A 16,911-nucleotide genomic window follows, 5' to 3' on the forward strand; every position below is an offset into this window, starting at 1 on the left:
ACTTTGGAGGTTTGATGCCTGAAGCCACCCATTCGCCGCGCCCGGTGCCCGTGCTGTTCGCGAGCGAACCGATCGTGCTGCCCGGCATGGTCGTGCCGATCGAACTCGACGATGCGGCCCGCGCCGCGGTCGAAGCGGCACAGGCCACCGCCGCGGCCGGGGAGACCGCGACCCTCTTGATCGCGCCGCGCCTGGACGACCGCTACCCCACCTACGGGGTGCTCGCGTCGATCCTGCAGGTCGGTCGCGTTCCCGGGGGCGGTGCGGCGGCCGTGGTGCGCGGCGAGAAGCGGGCCCACATCGGCTCCGGTGCGACCGGGCCGGGGGCCGCGCTGTGGGTGTCGGTGACCGAGGTCGCCGACTCCGAGATCACCGACGAGACCACGGCGCTGGCCACCGAGTACAAGAAGCTGCTGCTGGCCATGCTGCAGCGGCGCGAGGCGTGGCAGATCGTCGACGTGGTCAACAAGATCAGCGACCCGTCGGCGCTGGCCGACACCGCCGGCTACGCGTCGTATCTGAGCGACGTGCAGAAGCGCGAGCTGCTGGAGACCGAGGACGTCGGCCGGCGGCTGCGGTTGCTGATCAACTGGACCGGTGAGCATCTGGCCGAGGTGGAGGTCACCGACAAGATCGCCGAGGACGTGCGCGCCGGAATGGACAAGCAGCAGAAGGAGTTCCTGCTGCGCCAGCAACTGGCCGCAATCCGTAAGGAACTGGGAGAGACCGACGGATCCGACGGCTCGGACGACTACCGGGCCAGGATCGACGCCGCGGATCTGCCCGACGATGTCCGCGACGCCGCGCTGCGCGAGGTCGGCAAACTGGAACGGTCCAGCGAGCAGAGCCCGGAGGGCGGCTGGATCCGCACCTGGCTCGACACCGTGCTCGACCTGCCCTGGAACCAGCGCACGGTGGACTCGGCCGATCTGGCGGGCGCGCGGCAGATCCTCGACGCCGACCACCACGGACTCGACGACGTCAAGGACCGCATCGTGGAGTACCTGGCGGTGCGGGCCCGCCGCGCGCAGCGCGGCATGGCCGTCGTCGGCGGCCGCGGCTCCGGCGCGGTGATGGTGCTGGCCGGCCCGCCCGGAGTCGGCAAGACCTCGCTGGGCGAGTCCGTCGCCCGAGCGCTGGGGCGCAAATTCGTCCGGGTGGCACTGGGCGGGGTGCGCGACGAGGCCGAGATCCGCGGGCACCGTCGCACCTATGTCGGGGCGCTGCCCGGCCGGATCGTGCGCGCCATCGGCGAGGCCGGGTCGATGAACCCCGTGGTGCTGCTGGACGAGATCGACAAGGTCGGGTCCGACTATCGGGGCGACCCGGCGGCCGCGCTGCTCGAGGTGCTCGATCCGGCCCAGAACCACACGTTCCGTGACCACTACCTCGACCTGGACCTGGACCTGTCCGATGTGGTGTTCCTGGCCGCGGCCAACGTGGTCGAGAACATCCCGACGGCGCTGCTGGACCGCATGGAGCTGGTGGAGATCGACGGCTACACCGCCGACGACAAACTGGCCATCGCGCAGGACTTCCTGCTGCCGCGGCAACGGGACCGGGCCGCGCTGGGGGCCGACGAGGTCACCGTCACCGAGGCCGCGCTGCGCAAGATCGCCGCCGACTACACCCGCGAGCCCGGAGTACGGCAGTTCGAGCGGCTGCTGGCCAAGATGATGCGCAAAGTGGCGACAAAGCTGGCCGCCGAGGCCGGCCCCGTCGTCGTCGACGAACCGGACCTCGTGAGCTATCTCGGCCGTCCGCGCTTCACGCCCGAGTCGGCCGAACGCACCGCGGTGCCCGGGGTGGCCACCGGGCTGGCGGTCACCGGTCTGGGCGGTGACGTGCTCTACATCGAGGCCGGCGGCACCGACGGCGAGGGGTCCCTGCAGCTCACGGGCCAGCTCGGCGACGTGATGAAGGAGTCGGCCCAGATCGCGCTGTCCTACGTGCGCGCACACGCCGACCAACTCGGCGTCGACGCGGCTCTGCTGGACCGCCGTATCCACGTGCACGTGCCGGCCGGCGCGGTACCCAAGGACGGCCCGTCGGCGGGTGTGACGATGGTGACCGCGCTGGTCTCGATGGCCACCGGACGGCAGGTGCGCTCGGATGTCGGCATGACCGGAGAGGTCACGCTCAACGGCCGGGTGCTGCCGATCGGCGGGCTCAAGCAGAAGCTGCTGGCTGCGCAACGGGCCGGATTGTCAACGGTTTTCATCCCCGCCCGCAACGAGGCCGACCTCGACGATGTGCCCGCCGAAGTGCTCGCCGCGCTCGACGTCCGGCCGATGACCGATGTCGCCGACATCGTCGCGCAGGCACTCGAACCGGCCCAGTCCGCGGTTCAGGCGGCCTGACCGGCTGCGCCTCCGCCGCTCGGCGTTTCCGGCGGCCATGATCGGGCAAGCCCGTGGGCATGGCCACAGCGACGCACCGGCAGACCGTCGAGCGGCTGCTCGACCGGGCGGGGACCACTTACGCCGAGGAGGCCGGCATCCGGCTGCGCGACAAGCCCATGCCGCTGTTCCAGCTCGTCATCCTGTGCATGCTGGCCAGCAAGCCGATCGACGCGGCCATCGCGACGCGCGCGGGCCGCGAGATGTTCCGCGCGGGTTTGCGCACGGCGCACACGGTGCGCGACGCCGACCGGGCCGCACTGATCGCCGCCTTCGGCCGCGCGCACTACGTCCGCTACGACGAGAGCTCGGCGACCAGGGCCGTCGACATCGCCGCAGCGGTGTGTGACGAGTACTCCGGTGACCTGCGGCGCCTGGCCGTCGCCGGGGAACGTGACGTCTCGCAGACCAGGAAGCTGCTCCAGCAGTTCAAGGGCATCGGGCAGACGGGCGCCGACATCTTTCTGCGCGAGGTCCAGGACACCTGGACCTGGGTGCGGCCGTACTTCGACGAGCGGGCCACCGCGGCGGCCGCCGATCTCGGGCTGCCCGGCGATCCGGGCAAGCTGGCCGCGCTGGCGCCCCGGCGGGCGGCCAACCTGGCGGCCGCACTGGTCCGGGTCTCCCTGGACGACGAGCTCGGCCAGAGCGTGCGCGCACACACGTGACCGGGCATGGCAGGCTGGACCCGACATGCATGCCCTCAGCTTCGCCGTTCTCCCGGTGCTCGCCGTCGCCGCGGTCGCCTGCACGGGCCCGACGGTGATCACCACCGACGACGCGACCTACACCCCGGCCCCGTCGTCGGCCCCGGCGCCGACCACCACCGTCGCCAGCAACGCGCATCTGGCCAACGCCTTCGACTTCGCCGCCGAGGTCGACGGGGACACCGCCTACTACTTCACCTCACCGAGTCGTCGGTGGGAATGCGCGATCGTGCCGCGCGTGCGCGCGGGCTGCCAGAACGCGCAGAGCAGCACCCTCGGCGTCACCGGCGCGCCCCCGGCGGTTCCCGGGCCGGACGGCACGTCCGGTGCGCCGAACGCGGTCGTCGTCGACCGGACCGCCCCACCGCGGTTCGCCCGGCTCGACACCCCGGCGTTCGGTCTCGGCGAGGACGGTCAAGAGGCGGCCGTGCTGCCGTTCAACCGGATCCTGGCCGTCGCCGGGTTCCGCTGCAATGTGCAAGAGGCGGTGGGGATCTCATGTCTGTCCGAGTCCAGCGGCAACGGTTTCACGTTCTCGGCCGATGAGTACCGCCCGCACTACGTCGACGTCCCCGCCGACGCACCCTGACTAGGGTTGAGCCCCATGTCCGCCACGAACACCGCGGCCCCGGTCACCGTCACGGTGACCGGCGCCGCCGGGCAGATCGGTTACGCCGCGCTGTTCCGCATCGCCGCCGGCGCGATGCTGGGTCACGACACCCCGGTGCGGCTCCGGCTGCTCGAACTGCCGCACGCCGTGCAGGCCGCCGAGGGCGTGGTCATGGAGCTCGACGACGGCGCGTTTCCGCTGCTGGCCGGCGCCGACATCTACGATGATCCGACAGCTGCGTTCGACGGCGTCGACGTGGCGCTGCTGATCGGGGCGAAACCGCGCAGCAAGGGCATGGAGCGCGCCGACCTGCTCAGCGCGAACGCCGAGATCTTCGCCTCCGCCGGCGCGGCGCTCAACGCCGGCGCCGCCGCCGGGGTCCGCGTGCTGGTCGTGGGCAACCCGGCCAACACCAACGCGATGGTGGCCGCGGCGCATGCCCCCGACATTCCGGCCCGGCGGTTCACCGCGCTGACCCGGCTGGACCACAACCGCGCGGTGTCCGCGATGGCGCGGCACGCGCACGTGCCGGTCACCGAGATCCGCCACATGACGATCTGGGGCAATCACTCCCCGACGCAGTACCCCGATATCTTCCACGCGGTGGTGGGCGGTCGGTCCGGCGCGGACTACGCCGCCGACACCCGCTGGCTGACCGAGGACTTCATCCCGACGGTGGCCCGGCGCGGTACTGCGATCATCGAGGCCCGCGGGGCCAGCTCGGCGGCCTCGGCGGCCAACGGGGCGATCGACCACGTCGACGACTGGGTGCACGGCACGCCCGCCGGCGATTGGACGTCGGTGGCGTTGCCCTCCCCCGGCGTCTATGGCGTCGACGAGGGGCTGGTGTGCTCGTTTCCCTGCCGTGCCGTCGACGGCCAGTGGGAGATCGTCGACGGACTCGACATCAATCCGTTCTCGCGCAGCCGCATCGAGGCGAGCGTCGCCGAACTGCGTGCCGAGCGCGACGCCGTCGCGGCCCTGGGACTGCTGTAGCGCTACTGCAGGGACGCCGTGCCGTCGGCGTGCACCCGCACCGATGCGCCTGCGATGTCCTCGCTGACCGTCACCGCGGCTTGGTCACGATCGGCGATCACCGCGAGCGCCCGGGCGTCCTCGGCGGTCCGGACGGCCAGGAACGCCTTCTCCGGTACCCCGTCCCGGTCCACCGGCGTGGTCCACGACTCCACGGTGCCCACGCCGCTCCACTCCACCAGCGCAGTGCGGCTCGGCTCCCGGTCCACGTCGGATTGCACGTCGGCCCAACGGAACTCGTGAGACGGCGGCTCGGTGCCGTACACGCCGAAGCTGTGCTTGGTCAGATAACCGCCGTTGGCGGTGATCAGTCCGCGCCGGCCCGGCTGGGCGGCCAGCTGCTCGGCCATCGTCGCGATCGAGTGGGTGACGTAGTTGTTCCACGGCCCGCCGGCGAACGTCAGACCGCCGGTCACCGTCAGCGGGCGGTCGGGATCACCCACCGGCAGGCCCAGTTCGGTCGCGGCGACCTGCACGGCCGACGGGAAGCACGAGTAGACGTCGATCAGGTCCATGTCCTCAACACTGGCCCCGGCCAGTTGCAGCGCACGCTGCCCGGCGATGCGGATCGCCGGTGAGCGGTGGAACTCAGCGCGCTCGCCGATCGCGTAGGTGTCGTGCGAGTCCGCCCCCGAGTGCGGGAAAATCCAACGCTCCGAGGGGATTTGCAGTTCCTTGGCCTTCTCGGCCGAGGCCAGGATCAGCACTGCACCCTGGTCGACCATGTTGTTCGAGTTCATCAGCTTGGTGTAGGGCCAGCTGATCATCCGGTTGCTCGGGGACGGCTGGTAGATCTGCTCCGCGGTCAGGGCCTCCCGGTTCCACGCGTGCGGGTTGGCCGCGGCGACCGACGAGAACTGCGCCCACAATTCGCCGATCCGGCGCCGGTGCGCCTCGACCGTCTCACCCGCCGCGATCCGCACCGCCTGCTCGAACATCGGGTACACGAACGCCGGCCGGTCCAGCTGGATCCGCTCATCCGACGGTGCGGCCATCGGCACGCTCTCGTCGGCTCCCGGGGGCATCGGCACCGACTCGTCCTGCCTGGTCCAGTCCGGCTTCTGGCCGGCGGCACGCAGCTTACTGCGGGCGCGCCACGTCTCCGCTCCGGCGATGAGCACTACATCGGCGCTGCCCTGCTGGATGTCCAGGCAGGCCAGGTTGACCAGGGTCTGCGGCACGTTGCCGCCGATGCCGGTGTACCGCGTGGCTGCCTTGTCGGCGCCGATGCGTTGTGCCAGAAGCAATCCCGGATCCCGGTATCGCCAGGACAACAGGTTGACCACCCGCACCGAGTCGACGGACTCGAGCACGCGGGCGTCGGCGGCCTCGCGCGCCGCCGCCGCCATCAGATCGACGGGCTCGATCGCCGGATTCTCGTCGCGCTGGTTGACCTGGCCATAACCGACGAGCACCGGTGTCCTGGGAGCGAGGGGCATGACTGCACACCCTAACGGCAGCCCGGAGATTAACCAGAACGCCATCGGGTATGGGTTCCCACGCAGCCCGCAGCAGACTTGGATGGAGCGATGACCCAGCACGGCCCCGCCTGGACGACCGTCGACCGCGGCCCGGTGGCCGACTCCGAAATCGAACGGATCGACCGCTGGTGGCGAGCCGCGAACTACCTGTCGGTGGGACAGATCTACCTGTTGGACAATCCGCTGCTGCGCCGGCCGTTGTCGCGCGAGGACGTCAAACCGCGCCTTCTCGGCCACTGGGGCACCACACCTGGGCTGAACTTCCTCTACGCCCACCTCAACCGGGTGATCAAGGAGCGTCGCCAGTCGACGGTCTATATCACCGGCCCGGGCCACGGCGGGCCCGGCCTGGTGGCGAGCGCCTACCTCGACGGCACCTACACCGAGACCTACCCCGACATCACCGCGGACGACGAAGGGTTGCGACGGCTGTTCCGGCAGTTCTCTTTTCCCGGTGGGATCCCGTCCCACGTCGCTCCCGAGACGCCGGGATCCATCCACGAGGGCGGCGAACTGGGCTACGCGCTGTCGCACGCCTACGGTGCCGCGTTCGACAACCCCGACCTGCTGGTGGCCGCCGTGGTCGGCGACGGAGAGGCCGAGACCGGCCCGTTGGCGACCAGCTGGCATTCCAACAAGCTGGCCAACCCGGTCCACGACGGGGTCGTGCTGCCGATCCTGCATCTCAACGGGTACAAGATCGCCAACCCGACGCTGCTGGCCCGCATCCCCGAAGAGGAGCTGCGCAGCCTGCTGGTCGGCTACGGGCACACACCCTTCTTCTTCGAGGTCCCCGACGGCGCGTCGGCGCACGACCACATCGATGCACACCGCCGTTTCGCCGAGCTTCTCGATGACGTGCTCGACGAGATCGCGACCATCAAGGCCGCTGCCGCCCGAGGCGACGACTCCCGACCGGCGTGGCCGATGATCGTCTTCCGCACACCCAAGGGCTGGACCGGGCCCGACTACATCGACGGCAAGAAGACCACCGGATCCTGGCGCGCGCACCAGGTCCCGCTGTCGAGCGCCCGCGACACCGCCGAGCACCTGCAGGTGCTCGGCGACTGGTTGGCCTCCTACCGCCCCGACGAGCTGTTCGACTCCACCGGCAAGCTCGCCGCCGACATCGCCGAGCTCGCGCCGCCGGGACCGCTGCGGATGAGCGCCAACCCGCACACCAACGGCGGGCTGTTGCTGAAGGACCTGCGGTTGCCCGACTTCCGTGACTTCGCCGTCGACGTGCCCGCGCCGGGCGCGACGGTGGCCGAGGCCACCCGGGTGCTGGGGCAGTGGCTGACCGAGGTGATCCGGCTCAATCCGGACAACTTCCGCATCTTCGGTCCGGACGAGACCGCGTCGAATCGGCTGCAGGCCGTCTACGACGCCACCGACAAACAGTGGAACGCCGAACTGTACGGCGCCGAGGTCGACGAACATCTCGGCCGGGTCGGCCGGGTCGTCGAGATGCTCTCCGAGCACCAGTGCCAGGGTTGGTTGGAGGGCTACCTGCTGACGGGCCGGCACGGCCTGTTCAACTGCTACGAGGCGTTCATCCACATCGTCGACTCGATGCTCAACCAGCACGCCAAATGGTTGAAGGTGACCAACGACATCCCGTGGCGCCGGCCCATCGCGAGCCTGAATTACCTGCTGTCCAGCCATGTCTGGCGCCAGGATCACAACGGGTTCTCCCACCAGGATCCCGGCTTCATCGACCACGTGGTCAACAAGAGCGCCGACGTGGTGCGGGTGTACCTGCCGCCGGATGCCAACACGCTGCTGTCCACCTACGACCACTGCCTGCGGTCGCGGCAGTACGTCAACGTCGTGGTCTCGGGCAAGCAGCCCTCCCCCAACTTCCTGACCATGGAGCAGGCGATCGCCCACTGCACGCGCGGCATCGGCATCTGGGAGTGGGCGGGCAGCGAAGTCGTCGGGACCGAGCCCGACGTCGTGCTGGCCTCCGCGGGTGACATCCCCACCCTGGAGGCGCTCGCCGCCGCCGACATCCTGCGGCAGCACCTGCCGGATCTGAAGGTGCGCTTCGTCAACGTCGTCGACCTGATGCGGCTGCAGGACGACAGCGAGCATCCGCACGGCCTGCCGGCCCGCGACTTCGACATGATCTTCACCACCGACAAGCCGATCATCTTCGCCTACCACGGCTACCCGTGGCTGATCCACCGGCTGGCCTACCGGCGCACCGGCCACCCGAACCTGCACGTGCGTGGCTACAAGGAGGAGGGCACCACCACCACGCCGTTCGACATGTTGATGCTCAACGACCTCGACCGGTATCACCTGGTGATGGACGTCGTGGACCGGGTGCCGAGCCTGGGTTCCCGATGCGCGACCCTGCGCCAGCAGATGTCGGACAAACGCATCGCCGCACGCGACTACACCCGGGCCCACGGCGAGGACATCCCGGAGGTCAAGGACTGGGTCTGGCCGGCGGCGCGCGAGTCCGGATTCGGCACCGCGGCGGCCGGCGCGGCCGGCGATACCGGCGGGGACAACGAATGAACCGGTAATCTGACACGGTTATGTCTGACGTCTCCGTGGCCGCCGCGCCCGTCGAGCCCCATCCGCTGGTCGCCCAGCTCTCGGCGCTGCACCATTTCCGGATCTACGTCGACATCGCCGTGGTGGTCGTCGTGCTGGCCGTGACCAACCTGGTGGCGCACTTCACCACGCCGTGGGCCAACGTCGCCGTGGTGCCGGCCGCCGCGATCGGGCTGGTCCTGCTCGTGCGGTCGCGCGGGCTGGGCTGGGCGGATCTGGGTCTGGGCCGCGAGCACTGGAAATCGGGCGCCGGATACGCCGCGGGGGCGGTGCTCCTGGTCGGCGGCGTGATCGCCGTCGGGGTGCTGCTGCCGTGGACGCGCCCGATGTTCCTCAACAACAACTACGCGACGCTGTCGGGGGCCTTGATCGCGTCGATGGTCATCATCCCGCTGCAGACCGTGATACCCGAGGAGCTGGCCTTCCGCGGGGTCCTGCACGGCGCGCTGCACCGGGCGTGGGGTTTCCGCGGTGTCGCCGCGGGCGGGTCGCTGCTGTTCGGGCTCTGGCACATCGCCACGTCGATGGGGCTCACCGCCAGCAACGTCGGCTTCACCAAGATCTTCGGCGGCGGGGTGTTCGGCATGGTCATCGGGGTGATCGGCGCCGTGCTGGCCACCGCGGCCGCCGGCTTCGTGTTCACCTGGCTGCGCAACCGCAGCGGCAGTCTGATCGCACCGATCGCGCTGCACTGGTCGCTCAACGGGATGGGCGCACTGGCCGCGGCCATGGTGTGGCACCTGAGCTGACGCGGGTCAGACCGTCAGGACCGCCGCCCCGGCGACCCGCCCCGCGCTGAGATCGGAGAGCGCCTCGTCCGCGCGGTCCAGCGGGTAGTGCGGGTGGGTGACCTGCAGGCGGTGCCGGGCGGCGAAGTCGAGGAACGCGCGGGCATCGGCGCGGGTGTTGGACGTGACCGAGCGCAGCTGCCGCTCCTGAAACAGATGGCGCTGATAGTTCAGGGTCGGGATGTCGCTGAGATGGATGCCGGCCACGGCCAGCGTTCCGCCGCGATCGAGCGCCTCGAGCGCCGGTGGCACCAGGTCGCCGACCGGCGCGAACAGGATTGCCGCGTCGAGTTCCACCGGTGGCCGCTCGTAGGCGCCCTGCGCGGACGCGGCGCCCAAGGCCAGTGCCAGGTCGCGAGCATGCTGCTCCCGGGTCATCACGTGCACCTCGGCGCCCTGCGCGAGCGCCACCTGCGCGGTCAGGTGCGCGCTGCCGCCGAAGCCGTAGAGTCCGAGCCGACCGCCGGGGGGCAGGTCGGCGCGCAGCAGCGCGCGGTAGCCGATGATGCCGGCACAGAGCAGCGGCGCCAGTTCTGCGTCCGAATATCCGGCCGGCAGCGGCAGCGCGAACGCCGCCGGTACGGTGGCGAACTCGGCGTACCCGCCGTCGGCGTCCCAACCGGTGTACTGCGAGCGCGGGCAGAGGTTCTCCGCACCCCGGGTGCAGTAGCGGCATTCTCCGCAGGTGTGGCGCAGCCACGCGATGCCGACGCGGTCGCCGACGGCGAAGAGCGGCGCAGCAGCGGCGCCGACGGCCACCACCTGGCCCACCACTTCGTGGCCGGGGATGACGTCCGGCCGGTGCACCGCGAGGTCGCCCTCGGCGACGTGCAGATCGGTCCGGCAGACCCCGCACGCGCGGACGGCGACCAGCAGGTCGTCATCACCGGGTTCGGGCACCGGCACGATGGCGCGGCGCAGCGGAGCGGTCGACATCGGACCCGGCCGCACCACCTGCCAGGCGCGCATCTGCGACGGCGTCACGGGCCCGGCCCGGCCGGTCGAGTCCGGCGTGTCAGACCTTGCGCTTCTGCACCAACCCGACCAGCCACAGCAGGATCACCGAGCCCAAAATCGCGGTGAACAGCGTGAACCACCAGCCGCCGCCGGCCGTGTCGAGGAAGAAGCTGAGCAGGAAGCCGCCGATCAGCGACCCGACGATGCCGATGACGATGTTCATCAGGATGCCCGATCCCGAGCCCTTGACGATCTTTCCGGCGATCCACCCGGCGATGGCGCCGATGATGATGTAGCCGATCCAGCCCACGCTGGTCAGGGTCGTCGAGCGGGCCAGGATCTCGCTGGCGAGTAGTTCCATCAGGACCTCCTTGGTGCCGACCGGGTCCGGACGGACGCCGCCGGACCGTACCCCCAGATATACCTGCTGCGGGTAACGGTCCGGCTATGCGAACGGAAACGGTTTGGTCCGTCAGGCCGGAGGCATCATGCCCGGGGCGGTGTTCGGATCGACCGGGACCGGAACCCCGACCGCGGGCCGCGGAGCGGGCGCGTTCGGATCCGGCGGCGGCGCGTTCGGATCGGCCGGCGGCACCGGGGCGTTCGGATCAGCCGGGGGCGGAGGCGGCGGAGGCGACCAGGGCCGGATCGAGTTGGCCAGCGTCACCGCGGCGTCCTGCGGGACCGGGTTCTGCGCGGTGCCGAGCCACACCACGAACCACCGCTCGGGTGCGCGCTGCCCGCGCGGCGTCCCGGGCGCGGTGGGCTCGCCGACCACACCGGCCCAGATCTGCCCGTCCGGCTTGTTGGTGTCGGTGAACTTCACCTCGTAGTAGGACGCGACGCCGTCCAGGCCGGCCGCGTCGAGCGGGATGGTCTGCTGGTTGACGCGGGTCCCGGGGAACGGCATGAAGAACTCGCCCATGTCCGAGGCCAGTCGCTGCGCGGCTTTGGTGTTGTCGGTCTCGGCGCCGGCGAACAGCTTCAGGTCCAGGCGGCCCAGCAGCACGCTGGTGTCGTTGGGCGGCTGCGCGTCCGGCGGTGCGCCTGCGGGCGGCAGCTTCGTCAGCAGCGCCTGCCCGTAGGACAGCTGTGTCGCGTCGGCGACCTTCCAGCCCGCCGGGACGACGTAGCTGAACCCGCCGGCGGCGTTGTTGACCCGGCCCGGCTCCGGCGCCGGCTCGGCCGGGGCGTTCGGGTCAGCCGGGGCGTTGGGGTCTGCCGGTGGCGGTGGTGGCGGTACCGGCGCGTTGGGATCGGCAGGTGGCGGACCCGGAGGTGCCCCGGGCGGGGGCGGTGCGTTCGGGTCGGCGGGCGCCGGGGGCGGTGCGTTCGGGTCGGCGGGAGGCGGAGGCGGCGGAGCCGGTGCGGCCGGCGGCGGCGCGCCTTCGACGGCCGTCGGGGCCGGCGGGGGTTCCGGCGGCGGGGCCGGTTGTGCGTGAGCGACGGAGGGCAATGTCAGCGCTGCCATTGTCGCGCCGGTCAGCGCTGCCAGCGACAACGACTTCGACAGTCTGCTACGGCGAGGGTCCACCTGATCCATGGCACAGAAACTACCGTGTTACAGCCGTGACGCAAGTGTGAACTGCTGTGAATGTGCCAAATTGTTACATTGCGGTGGGCTAGATCAGTGCAGATCAACATCAGTTATATAATTTGCTGCAGCACAAGCACCCCCGCGCCGGTTTCGGGGGTGGCGACGCCCACGGCGCGACGCCCTCTGCACAGCACATCGTCTGCGGCCGCACGCGCGTTACCCCGCCCGGCGCGTCGATTTCGGGGCGTAGCTACCCTCCAGTAACATTGTGCCCACTCGCTGGAGTGCAGCGTCGAACACGACAGGAGGGTCGACGATGGATGTGTTGATCACCGGAAGCGACACCGACCTGGGTCGCATCATCGCGGAAGGTTTCTGCGACGCCGGCCACCACGTGATCCTCGCGGGTCGGCGGCCCGACGAACTGGAAGTGGCGGCCAAGGAACTCGACGTCGACGCGATCGCGTTCGACAACACCGACCCCGCCTCGATCGCCGATGCGGCCCCGCGGTTCCCGTCGCACCTCGACACCGTGGTCAACGTGCCGAGCCCCGTTTGGGCCCCCGGTGATCCGCGCACCTACACCCTGGCCGATCACGCCGCCGAATGGCGCGGCCTGTTCGACACCAGCCTGGTGTCCGCAGTGCTGACCGTGCAGATGCTCGGCGACCAGATGCGTTCGGGCGGATCCATCGTCACGGTGATCCCCGATCCCCCGCACGACGGTGGCGCCGGTGCGGCGGTGAAAGCCGCGATCGCCGAGTGGACCGCAGGTCAGGCCAACCTCTTCGGGGTACGCGGCATCAACGTCAACGCGGTCGCGGCGGGCCGCGGCGCCGAGCCCGGCTACGACGGCTTGGCCGCCACCGCCCCGACCGTGAGCGCCGAGATCGCCCGGCTCTCGCTGTTCCTGACCACGCCGGCCGCCCGGCACATCACCGGTCAGACTTTGCATGTCACCCATGGAGCGCTGGCGAACTTCGGCTGACGTCCGGGGTCCGGACGCGGCCGCGGGGCTAGGCTCGCACAAGTGACGATTCGCCTCGGCCTGCAGATCAACAACTTCTCCTACGGCACCGGCGTCGGCGACCTCTTCCCCACGGTGGTCGCACAGGCACGTGAAGCCGACGACGCCGGGTTCGACTCGGTCTTCGTGATGGACCACTTCTACCAACTGCCGGGCATCGGCAGTCCCGACCAGCCGATGCTCGAGGCCTACACCGCGCTGGGCGCCCTGGCCCAAGCCACCGAGAGCGTGCAGCTGGGCACGCTGGTCACCGGGAACACCTATCGCCACCCGACGCTGCTGGCCAAGGCCATCACCACCCTGGACGTCATCAGCCAGGGCCGTGCCGTCCTCGGAATCGGCACCGGCTGGTTCGAGCTCGAGCACGAGCAGCTGGGCTACGAGTTCGGCACGTTCACCGACCGCTTCGACAAGCTCGGCGAAGCGCTGCAGATCATCGTGCCGATGATCGAAGGCGAACGGCCGACCGTCAGCGGCAAGCACTACCGGACTCGGGAGGCCATGGCCAATCCCCGTCTGCGGGAACGCATTCCGCTGTTGATCGGCGGTAGCGGCGAGAAGAAGACCATCCCGCTCGCGGCGCGCCACTTCGACCACCTCAACGTCATCGCCGGGTTCGACGAGCTGCCCCGCAAGGTCGAGGTGATCGCGGCACGCTGTGCCGACATCGGGCGGGACCCCGCCACCCTCGAAACCAGCATGCTGGTGGGTGCGGTGGTCGGCGGGGAGCCCGACGCCATCCCGGCCGATTTCGCGCAACGCATGGTGGCAGGCTCGCCCGAGCAGATCGCCGAGCAGATCAAGTCCCGGGTCCTCGATGCCGGCATCGACGGCGTCATCGTGTTCGTGCCGACCCAGGTGATCGGGTATCAGCCCGGTCAGATCACCGCGCTCGGCGAAGCCCTCAAGCCGCTGGTGGCGCCGTGAGCTGCGATGTCACGGTGTCCGAACTCACCGCACTTACAGGAAGACACCCGACTAAGGTTCTCGTTGTGGCAAATGGGTAAAGCACACTGAGCCACCAAACCGATCCGTCGAGGAGTAGCCAATGAGCCAGTCCGGAACCAGTGCGTCCGATCGGCACAGAGTGGTCATCATCGGGTCGGGGTTTGGCGGTCTCAACGCGGCCAAAGCCCTGAAGAAGGCCGATGTCGACATCAAGCTGATCGCGCGGACCACCCACCACCTGTTCCAGCCGCTGCTCTACCAGGTGGCGACCGGGATCATCTCCGAGGGCGAGATCGCGCCGGCGACCCGGGTCATCCTGCGCAAGCAGAAGAACGTCCAGGTGTTGCTGGGTGACGTGACCCGGATCGATCTGGCGACCAAGACGGTGCGGTCGGAACTGCTGGGCCACACCTACGTGACGCCGTTCGACAGCCTGATCATCGCCGCCGGCGCCGGTCAGTCCTACTTCGGCAACGACCATTTCGCCGAGTGGGCCCCGGGGATGAAGTCCATCGACGACGCGCTGGAGTTGCGCGGGCGCATCCTCGGTGCGTTCGAGCAGGCCGAGCGTTCGAGCGATCCGGTGCGCCGGGAGAAGCTGCTGACCTTCGTCGTCGTCGGCGCCGGCCCGACGGGCGTCGAGATGGCCGGCCAGATCGCGGAATTGGCCGACCACACCCTCAAAGGCGCCTTCCGTCACATCGATTCGACCAAGGCGCGGGTGATCCTGCTCGACGCCGCGCCCGCGGTGCTTCCCCCGATGGGCGAGAAGCTGGGCAAGCAGGCGCAAGCCCGGCTGGAGAAGATGGGCGTCGAGATCCAGCTCAACGCGATGGTCACCGACGTCGACCGCAACGGCATCACGGTCAAGGACCCCGACGGGAAACTGCGCCGCATCGAGGCCGCCTGCAAGGTCTGGTCGGCCGGGGTGTCGGCCAGCCCGCTCGGCCGCGACCTCGCCGAGCAGTCCGGAGTCGAACTGGACCGCGCCGGCCGGGTCAAGGTGCTGTCCGACCTGTCGATTCCCGGTCACCCCAACGTGTTCGTCGTCGGTGACATGGCGGCCGTCGAGGGCGTGCCCGGCATGGCGCAGGGTGCCATCCAGGGCGGCAAGTACGCCGCCAAGGCGATCACCGACAGCCTGGAGGGCGCCGACCCGGCCGATCGCGAACCGTTCAACTACTTCGACAAGGGATCGATGGCCACGGTCTCGCGCTTCAGTGCGGTGGCCAAGGTCGGTCCGCTCGAGTTCGGCGGGTTCATCGCGTGGCTGGCATGGCTGATGCTGCACCTGGTGTATCTGATCGGCTTCAAGACCAAGATCGTCACCCTGCTGTCGTGGACGGTGACCTTCCTGTCGACCAAGCGCGGTCAGCTGACCATCACCGAGCAACAGGCCTACGCCCGCACCCGGATCGAGGAACTCGAGGAGATCGCCGCGACCGCGCAGGCGACCGAGCGAGCAGCGAGTTGACGGGCCCCGAGCGAGCAGCGAGTTGACGGGCCCCGAGCGAGCAGCGAGTTGAGGTCGGTTTTCAGAGCCGGTCGCCCTGCCAGGTGGTCAGGCAGCCGCCGCGCGCGAGGTGCAGCGTCGTCCCGGTGCCGGTGATGTCGGTTCGCGGGTAGTGCAATTCGCCGGCGTACGCCAGCGGGGCGGCGATGGCGTCGGCGGTCAGACAGGTCAGGCCCAGTTCGACGCGGTGGCGAAGGAGCGGGGTGCCGTCGACGTCGGCGTGCATCGTACCCGACCAGAATCCCTCGCGCTCACCGCTTCTGCCGATCTGCACGCGTTCCCGCAGCCGTAGGTCGGCATCGACGGCCATCGTCAGCCGGGTCTGGGTGAGGTGGCGCGAGGAGGCCGCGACGATCGTCGGCTCCGGGTCGAGGTCGAGCGCACCGGCGACCTCCAGTTCCCACACCGACTGCGACTCGGCAATGCGGGCTCCCGGCAGCACCAATGTCGCGGCGACACTGCGCACGCGCAGGCGCGCCCCGGGCTCCACCACCACGCGCACCCGGATCCCGTCGCCGCCGAGCGGTGTCGCCGCCGACGACACCAGGTGGACGGTGTCCACGCCGGTGCGCCGCACCGCGATAGCGCCGCGGCAGTCGATGTGCGGGGCGTGGCCCCGGCGCGCCGCGATCAGCACGTCAGAACGCATTCAGACCGCCTGGGCCACCCGCAGCTGTTCGCGGACCCAGTCCAGCACCGGCGTCGCGGCCGGGTCGGCGGTCAACGAGATCAGCGCGGTGGGGCGTCCGGCACGCACCGCCTCGGCATCGTGACGCATCACGTCGAGATCGGCGCCGACCAGCGGGGCCAGGTCGGTCTTGTTGATCACCAACAGATCCGAGAACGTGACGCCGGGACCGCCCTTGCGAGGCACCTTGTCGCCACCGGCGACGTCGATGACGAAGATCTGCACGTCGATCAACCCCGACGAGAACGTCGCGGTCAGGTTGTCGCCGCCGGACTCCACCAGGATCAGGTCCAGGTCCTCTCCGGTTCCCGAGTGTGCGGCGATCAGGTCGTCGATCGCGTCGAGATTCGCGGTGATGTCGTCGCGGATCGCGGTGTGCGGGCAGCCGCCGGTCTGGACGGCGGCGATCCGGTCGTCGGGCAGCACGGCGTGCCGGCGCAGGAAGTCGGCGTCCTCGGTGGTGTAGATGTCGTTGGTCAGCACCGCCAGGGACAGTTCGTCGCGCAGCTGTCGGCACAGTGCGGCCACCAGCGCGGTCTTGCCGGAACCGACCGGGCCACCGATCCCGATACGGAGGGGTTCATCGGCTCGGCGCGCCCGGCGCGGGCGGTCGGCGTGGGCGTGTGGTTGACCGTCGAGAAGGTGGGGAGGCATCG

15 protein-coding genes are annotated in these 16,911 nt (G+C 70.1%); 9 read left to right on the plus strand and 6 right to left on the minus strand.

Annotation, left to right across the window (positions count from 1 at the left end):
* Positions 1–14: 14 nt before the first annotated feature.
* From lon to G6N31_RS06205, 4 genes are read left to right on the plus strand one after another with little or no spacing between them, the layout of a single operon-like run.
* Complete coding sequence (lon, locus tag G6N31_RS06190; RefSeq protein WP_098005411.1) at positions 15–2,360, plus strand: endopeptidase La; 2,346 nt, start codon at positions 15–17, stop codon at positions 2,358–2,360.
* Between the two features lie 59 nt (positions 2,361–2,419).
* Positions 2,420–3,067, plus strand: coding sequence for an HhH-GDP family DNA glycosylase (locus tag G6N31_RS06195; RefSeq protein WP_098005339.1), 648 nt, complete (start codon positions 2,420–2,422; stop codon positions 3,065–3,067).
* Positions 3,068–3,092: 25 nt separating this feature from the next.
* The gene (locus G6N31_RS06200; RefSeq protein WP_098005336.1) at positions 3,093–3,695 is read left to right on the plus strand and encodes a hypothetical protein; all 603 of its coding nucleotides are present in this window, start codon (positions 3,093–3,095) and stop codon (positions 3,693–3,695) included.
* Positions 3,696–3,710: 15 nt separating this feature from the next.
* Complete coding sequence (locus G6N31_RS06205; RefSeq protein ID WP_163722066.1) at positions 3,711–4,712, plus strand: malate dehydrogenase; 1,002 nt, start codon at positions 3,711–3,713, stop codon at positions 4,710–4,712.
* Between the two features lie 2 nt (positions 4,713–4,714).
* Here the strand turns inward: G6N31_RS06205 and G6N31_RS06210 are convergent, their stop codons facing one another.
* A complete protein-coding gene (locus G6N31_RS06210; RefSeq protein ID WP_098005332.1) occupies positions 4,715–6,190 on the minus strand; it encodes an acetyl-CoA acetyltransferase in 1,476 nt (491 codons plus the stop codon).
* A 90-nt stretch (positions 6,191–6,280) separates the two neighbouring features.
* On the opposite strand from G6N31_RS06210, the gene G6N31_RS06215 reads away from it, so the two are divergent.
* Together G6N31_RS06215 and G6N31_RS06220 are read left to right on the plus strand one after the other, a co-directional pair.
* Positions 6,281–8,758 (plus strand): phosphoketolase family protein, encoded by a 2,478-nt coding sequence (locus tag G6N31_RS06215; RefSeq protein ID WP_098005330.1) that lies wholly within the window; start codon positions 6,281–6,283, stop codon positions 8,756–8,758.
* A 20-nt stretch (positions 8,759–8,778) separates the two neighbouring features.
* Positions 8,779–9,546, plus strand: a complete 768-nt coding sequence (locus tag G6N31_RS06220) for a CPBP family intramembrane glutamic endopeptidase (RefSeq protein WP_098005328.1) — start codon at positions 8,779–8,781, stop codon at positions 9,544–9,546.
* Between the two features lie 6 nt (positions 9,547–9,552).
* On the opposite strand, the gene G6N31_RS06225 is transcribed toward G6N31_RS06220, so the two are convergent.
* The 3 genes from G6N31_RS06225 to G6N31_RS06235 all read right to left on the minus strand — a co-directional run bounded on the left by G6N31_RS06225 (position 9,553) and on the right by G6N31_RS06235 (position 12,085).
* A complete protein-coding gene (locus G6N31_RS06225) occupies positions 9,553–10,554 on the minus strand; it encodes a zinc-binding alcohol dehydrogenase family protein (RefSeq protein ID WP_098005409.1) in 1,002 nt (333 codons plus the stop codon).
* A 46-nt stretch (positions 10,555–10,600) separates the two neighbouring features.
* Positions 10,601–10,903 carry a GlsB/YeaQ/YmgE family stress response membrane protein gene (locus G6N31_RS06230; RefSeq protein WP_098005326.1) on the minus strand — a complete coding sequence of 101 codons (303 nt, stop codon included), beginning with the start codon at positions 10,901–10,903 and terminating at the stop codon, positions 10,601–10,603.
* Between the two features lie 111 nt (positions 10,904–11,014).
* Positions 11,015–12,085: an APA family fibronectin-binding glycoprotein gene (locus G6N31_RS06235; protein WP_163722068.1), complete on the minus strand. Its 1,071-nt coding sequence runs from the start codon at positions 12,083–12,085 to the stop codon at positions 11,015–11,017.
* 310 nt (positions 12,086–12,395) lie between these two features.
* Here G6N31_RS06235 and G6N31_RS06240 point away from each other — a divergent pair, with 310 nt between their 5' ends.
* From G6N31_RS06240 to G6N31_RS06250, 3 genes are all read left to right on the plus strand, one after another.
* Entirely contained in the window at positions 12,396–13,067 is a 672-nt protein-coding gene (locus G6N31_RS06240; protein WP_098004665.1) for an SDR family oxidoreductase, read from the plus strand.
* A 42-nt stretch (positions 13,068–13,109) separates the two neighbouring features.
* Entirely contained in the window at positions 13,110–14,033 is a 924-nt protein-coding gene (locus G6N31_RS06245) for an LLM class F420-dependent oxidoreductase (RefSeq protein ID WP_098004664.1), read from the plus strand.
* Positions 14,034–14,154: 121 nt separating this feature from the next.
* Entirely contained in the window at positions 14,155–15,528 is a 1,374-nt protein-coding gene (locus tag G6N31_RS06250) for a type II NADH:quinone oxidoreductase Ndh (RefSeq protein WP_098004663.1), read from the plus strand.
* Positions 15,529–15,589: 61 nt separating this feature from the next.
* Here G6N31_RS06250 and G6N31_RS06255 read toward each other — a convergent pair whose 3' ends face one another.
* On the minus strand, positions 15,590–16,216 hold the full coding sequence (locus G6N31_RS06255) for an urease accessory protein UreD (protein WP_098004662.1): 627 nt from the start codon (positions 16,214–16,216) through the stop codon (positions 15,590–15,592).
* Complete coding sequence (gene ureG, locus G6N31_RS06260; protein WP_098004661.1) at positions 16,217–16,909, minus strand: urease accessory protein UreG; 693 nt, start codon at positions 16,907–16,909, stop codon at positions 16,217–16,219.
* Positions 16,910–16,911: the final 2 nt, after the last annotated feature.

It is taken from the genome of Mycolicibacterium duvalii (assembly GCF_010726645.1).
GTDB classification, from domain to species: domain Bacteria; phylum Actinomycetota; class Actinomycetes; order Mycobacteriales; family Mycobacteriaceae; genus Mycobacterium; species Mycobacterium duvalii.

What these genes read in the sequence shown, in the direction of transcription:
- G6N31_RS06210 (WP_098005332.1), bottom strand. Translation starts at nt 6,190, where the DNA reads ATGCCCCTCGCTCCCAGGACACCGGTGCTCGTCGGTTATGGCCAGGTC.
- G6N31_RS06220 (WP_098005328.1), top strand. Translation starts at nt 8,779, where the DNA reads ATGTCTGACGTCTCCGTGGCCGCCGCGCCCGTCGAGCCCCATCCGCTG.
- G6N31_RS06215 (WP_098005330.1), top strand. Translation starts at nt 6,281, where the DNA reads ATGACCCAGCACGGCCCCGCCTGGACGACCGTCGACCGCGGCCCGGTG.
- G6N31_RS06255 (WP_098004662.1), bottom strand. Translation starts at nt 16,216, where the DNA reads ATGCGTTCTGACGTGCTGATCGCGGCGCGCCGGGGCCACGCCCCGCAC.
- lon (WP_098005411.1), top strand. Translation starts at nt 15, where the DNA reads ATGCCTGAAGCCACCCATTCGCCGCGCCCGGTGCCCGTGCTGTTCGCG.
- G6N31_RS06195 (WP_098005339.1), top strand. Translation starts at nt 2,420, where the DNA reads ATGGCCACAGCGACGCACCGGCAGACCGTCGAGCGGCTGCTCGACCGG.
- G6N31_RS06205 (WP_163722066.1), top strand. Translation starts at nt 3,711, where the DNA reads ATGTCCGCCACGAACACCGCGGCCCCGGTCACCGTCACGGTGACCGGC.
- G6N31_RS06240 (WP_098004665.1), top strand. Translation starts at nt 12,396, where the DNA reads ATGGATGTGTTGATCACCGGAAGCGACACCGACCTGGGTCGCATCATC.
- G6N31_RS06250 (WP_098004663.1), top strand. Translation starts at nt 14,155, where the DNA reads ATGAGCCAGTCCGGAACCAGTGCGTCCGATCGGCACAGAGTGGTCATC.
- G6N31_RS06200 (WP_098005336.1), top strand. Translation starts at nt 3,093, where the DNA reads ATGCATGCCCTCAGCTTCGCCGTTCTCCCGGTGCTCGCCGTCGCCGCG.
- G6N31_RS06225 (WP_098005409.1), bottom strand. Translation starts at nt 10,554, where the DNA reads ATGCGCGCCTGGCAGGTGGTGCGGCCGGGTCCGATGTCGACCGCTCCG.
- ureG (WP_098004661.1), bottom strand. Translation starts at nt 16,909, where the DNA reads ATGCCTCCCCACCTTCTCGACGGTCAACCACACGCCCACGCCGACCGC.
- G6N31_RS06235 (WP_163722068.1), bottom strand. Translation starts at nt 12,085, where the DNA reads ATGGATCAGGTGGACCCTCGCCGTAGCAGACTGTCGAAGTCGTTGTCG.
- G6N31_RS06230 (WP_098005326.1), bottom strand. Translation starts at nt 10,903, where the DNA reads ATGGAACTACTCGCCAGCGAGATCCTGGCCCGCTCGACGACCCTGACC.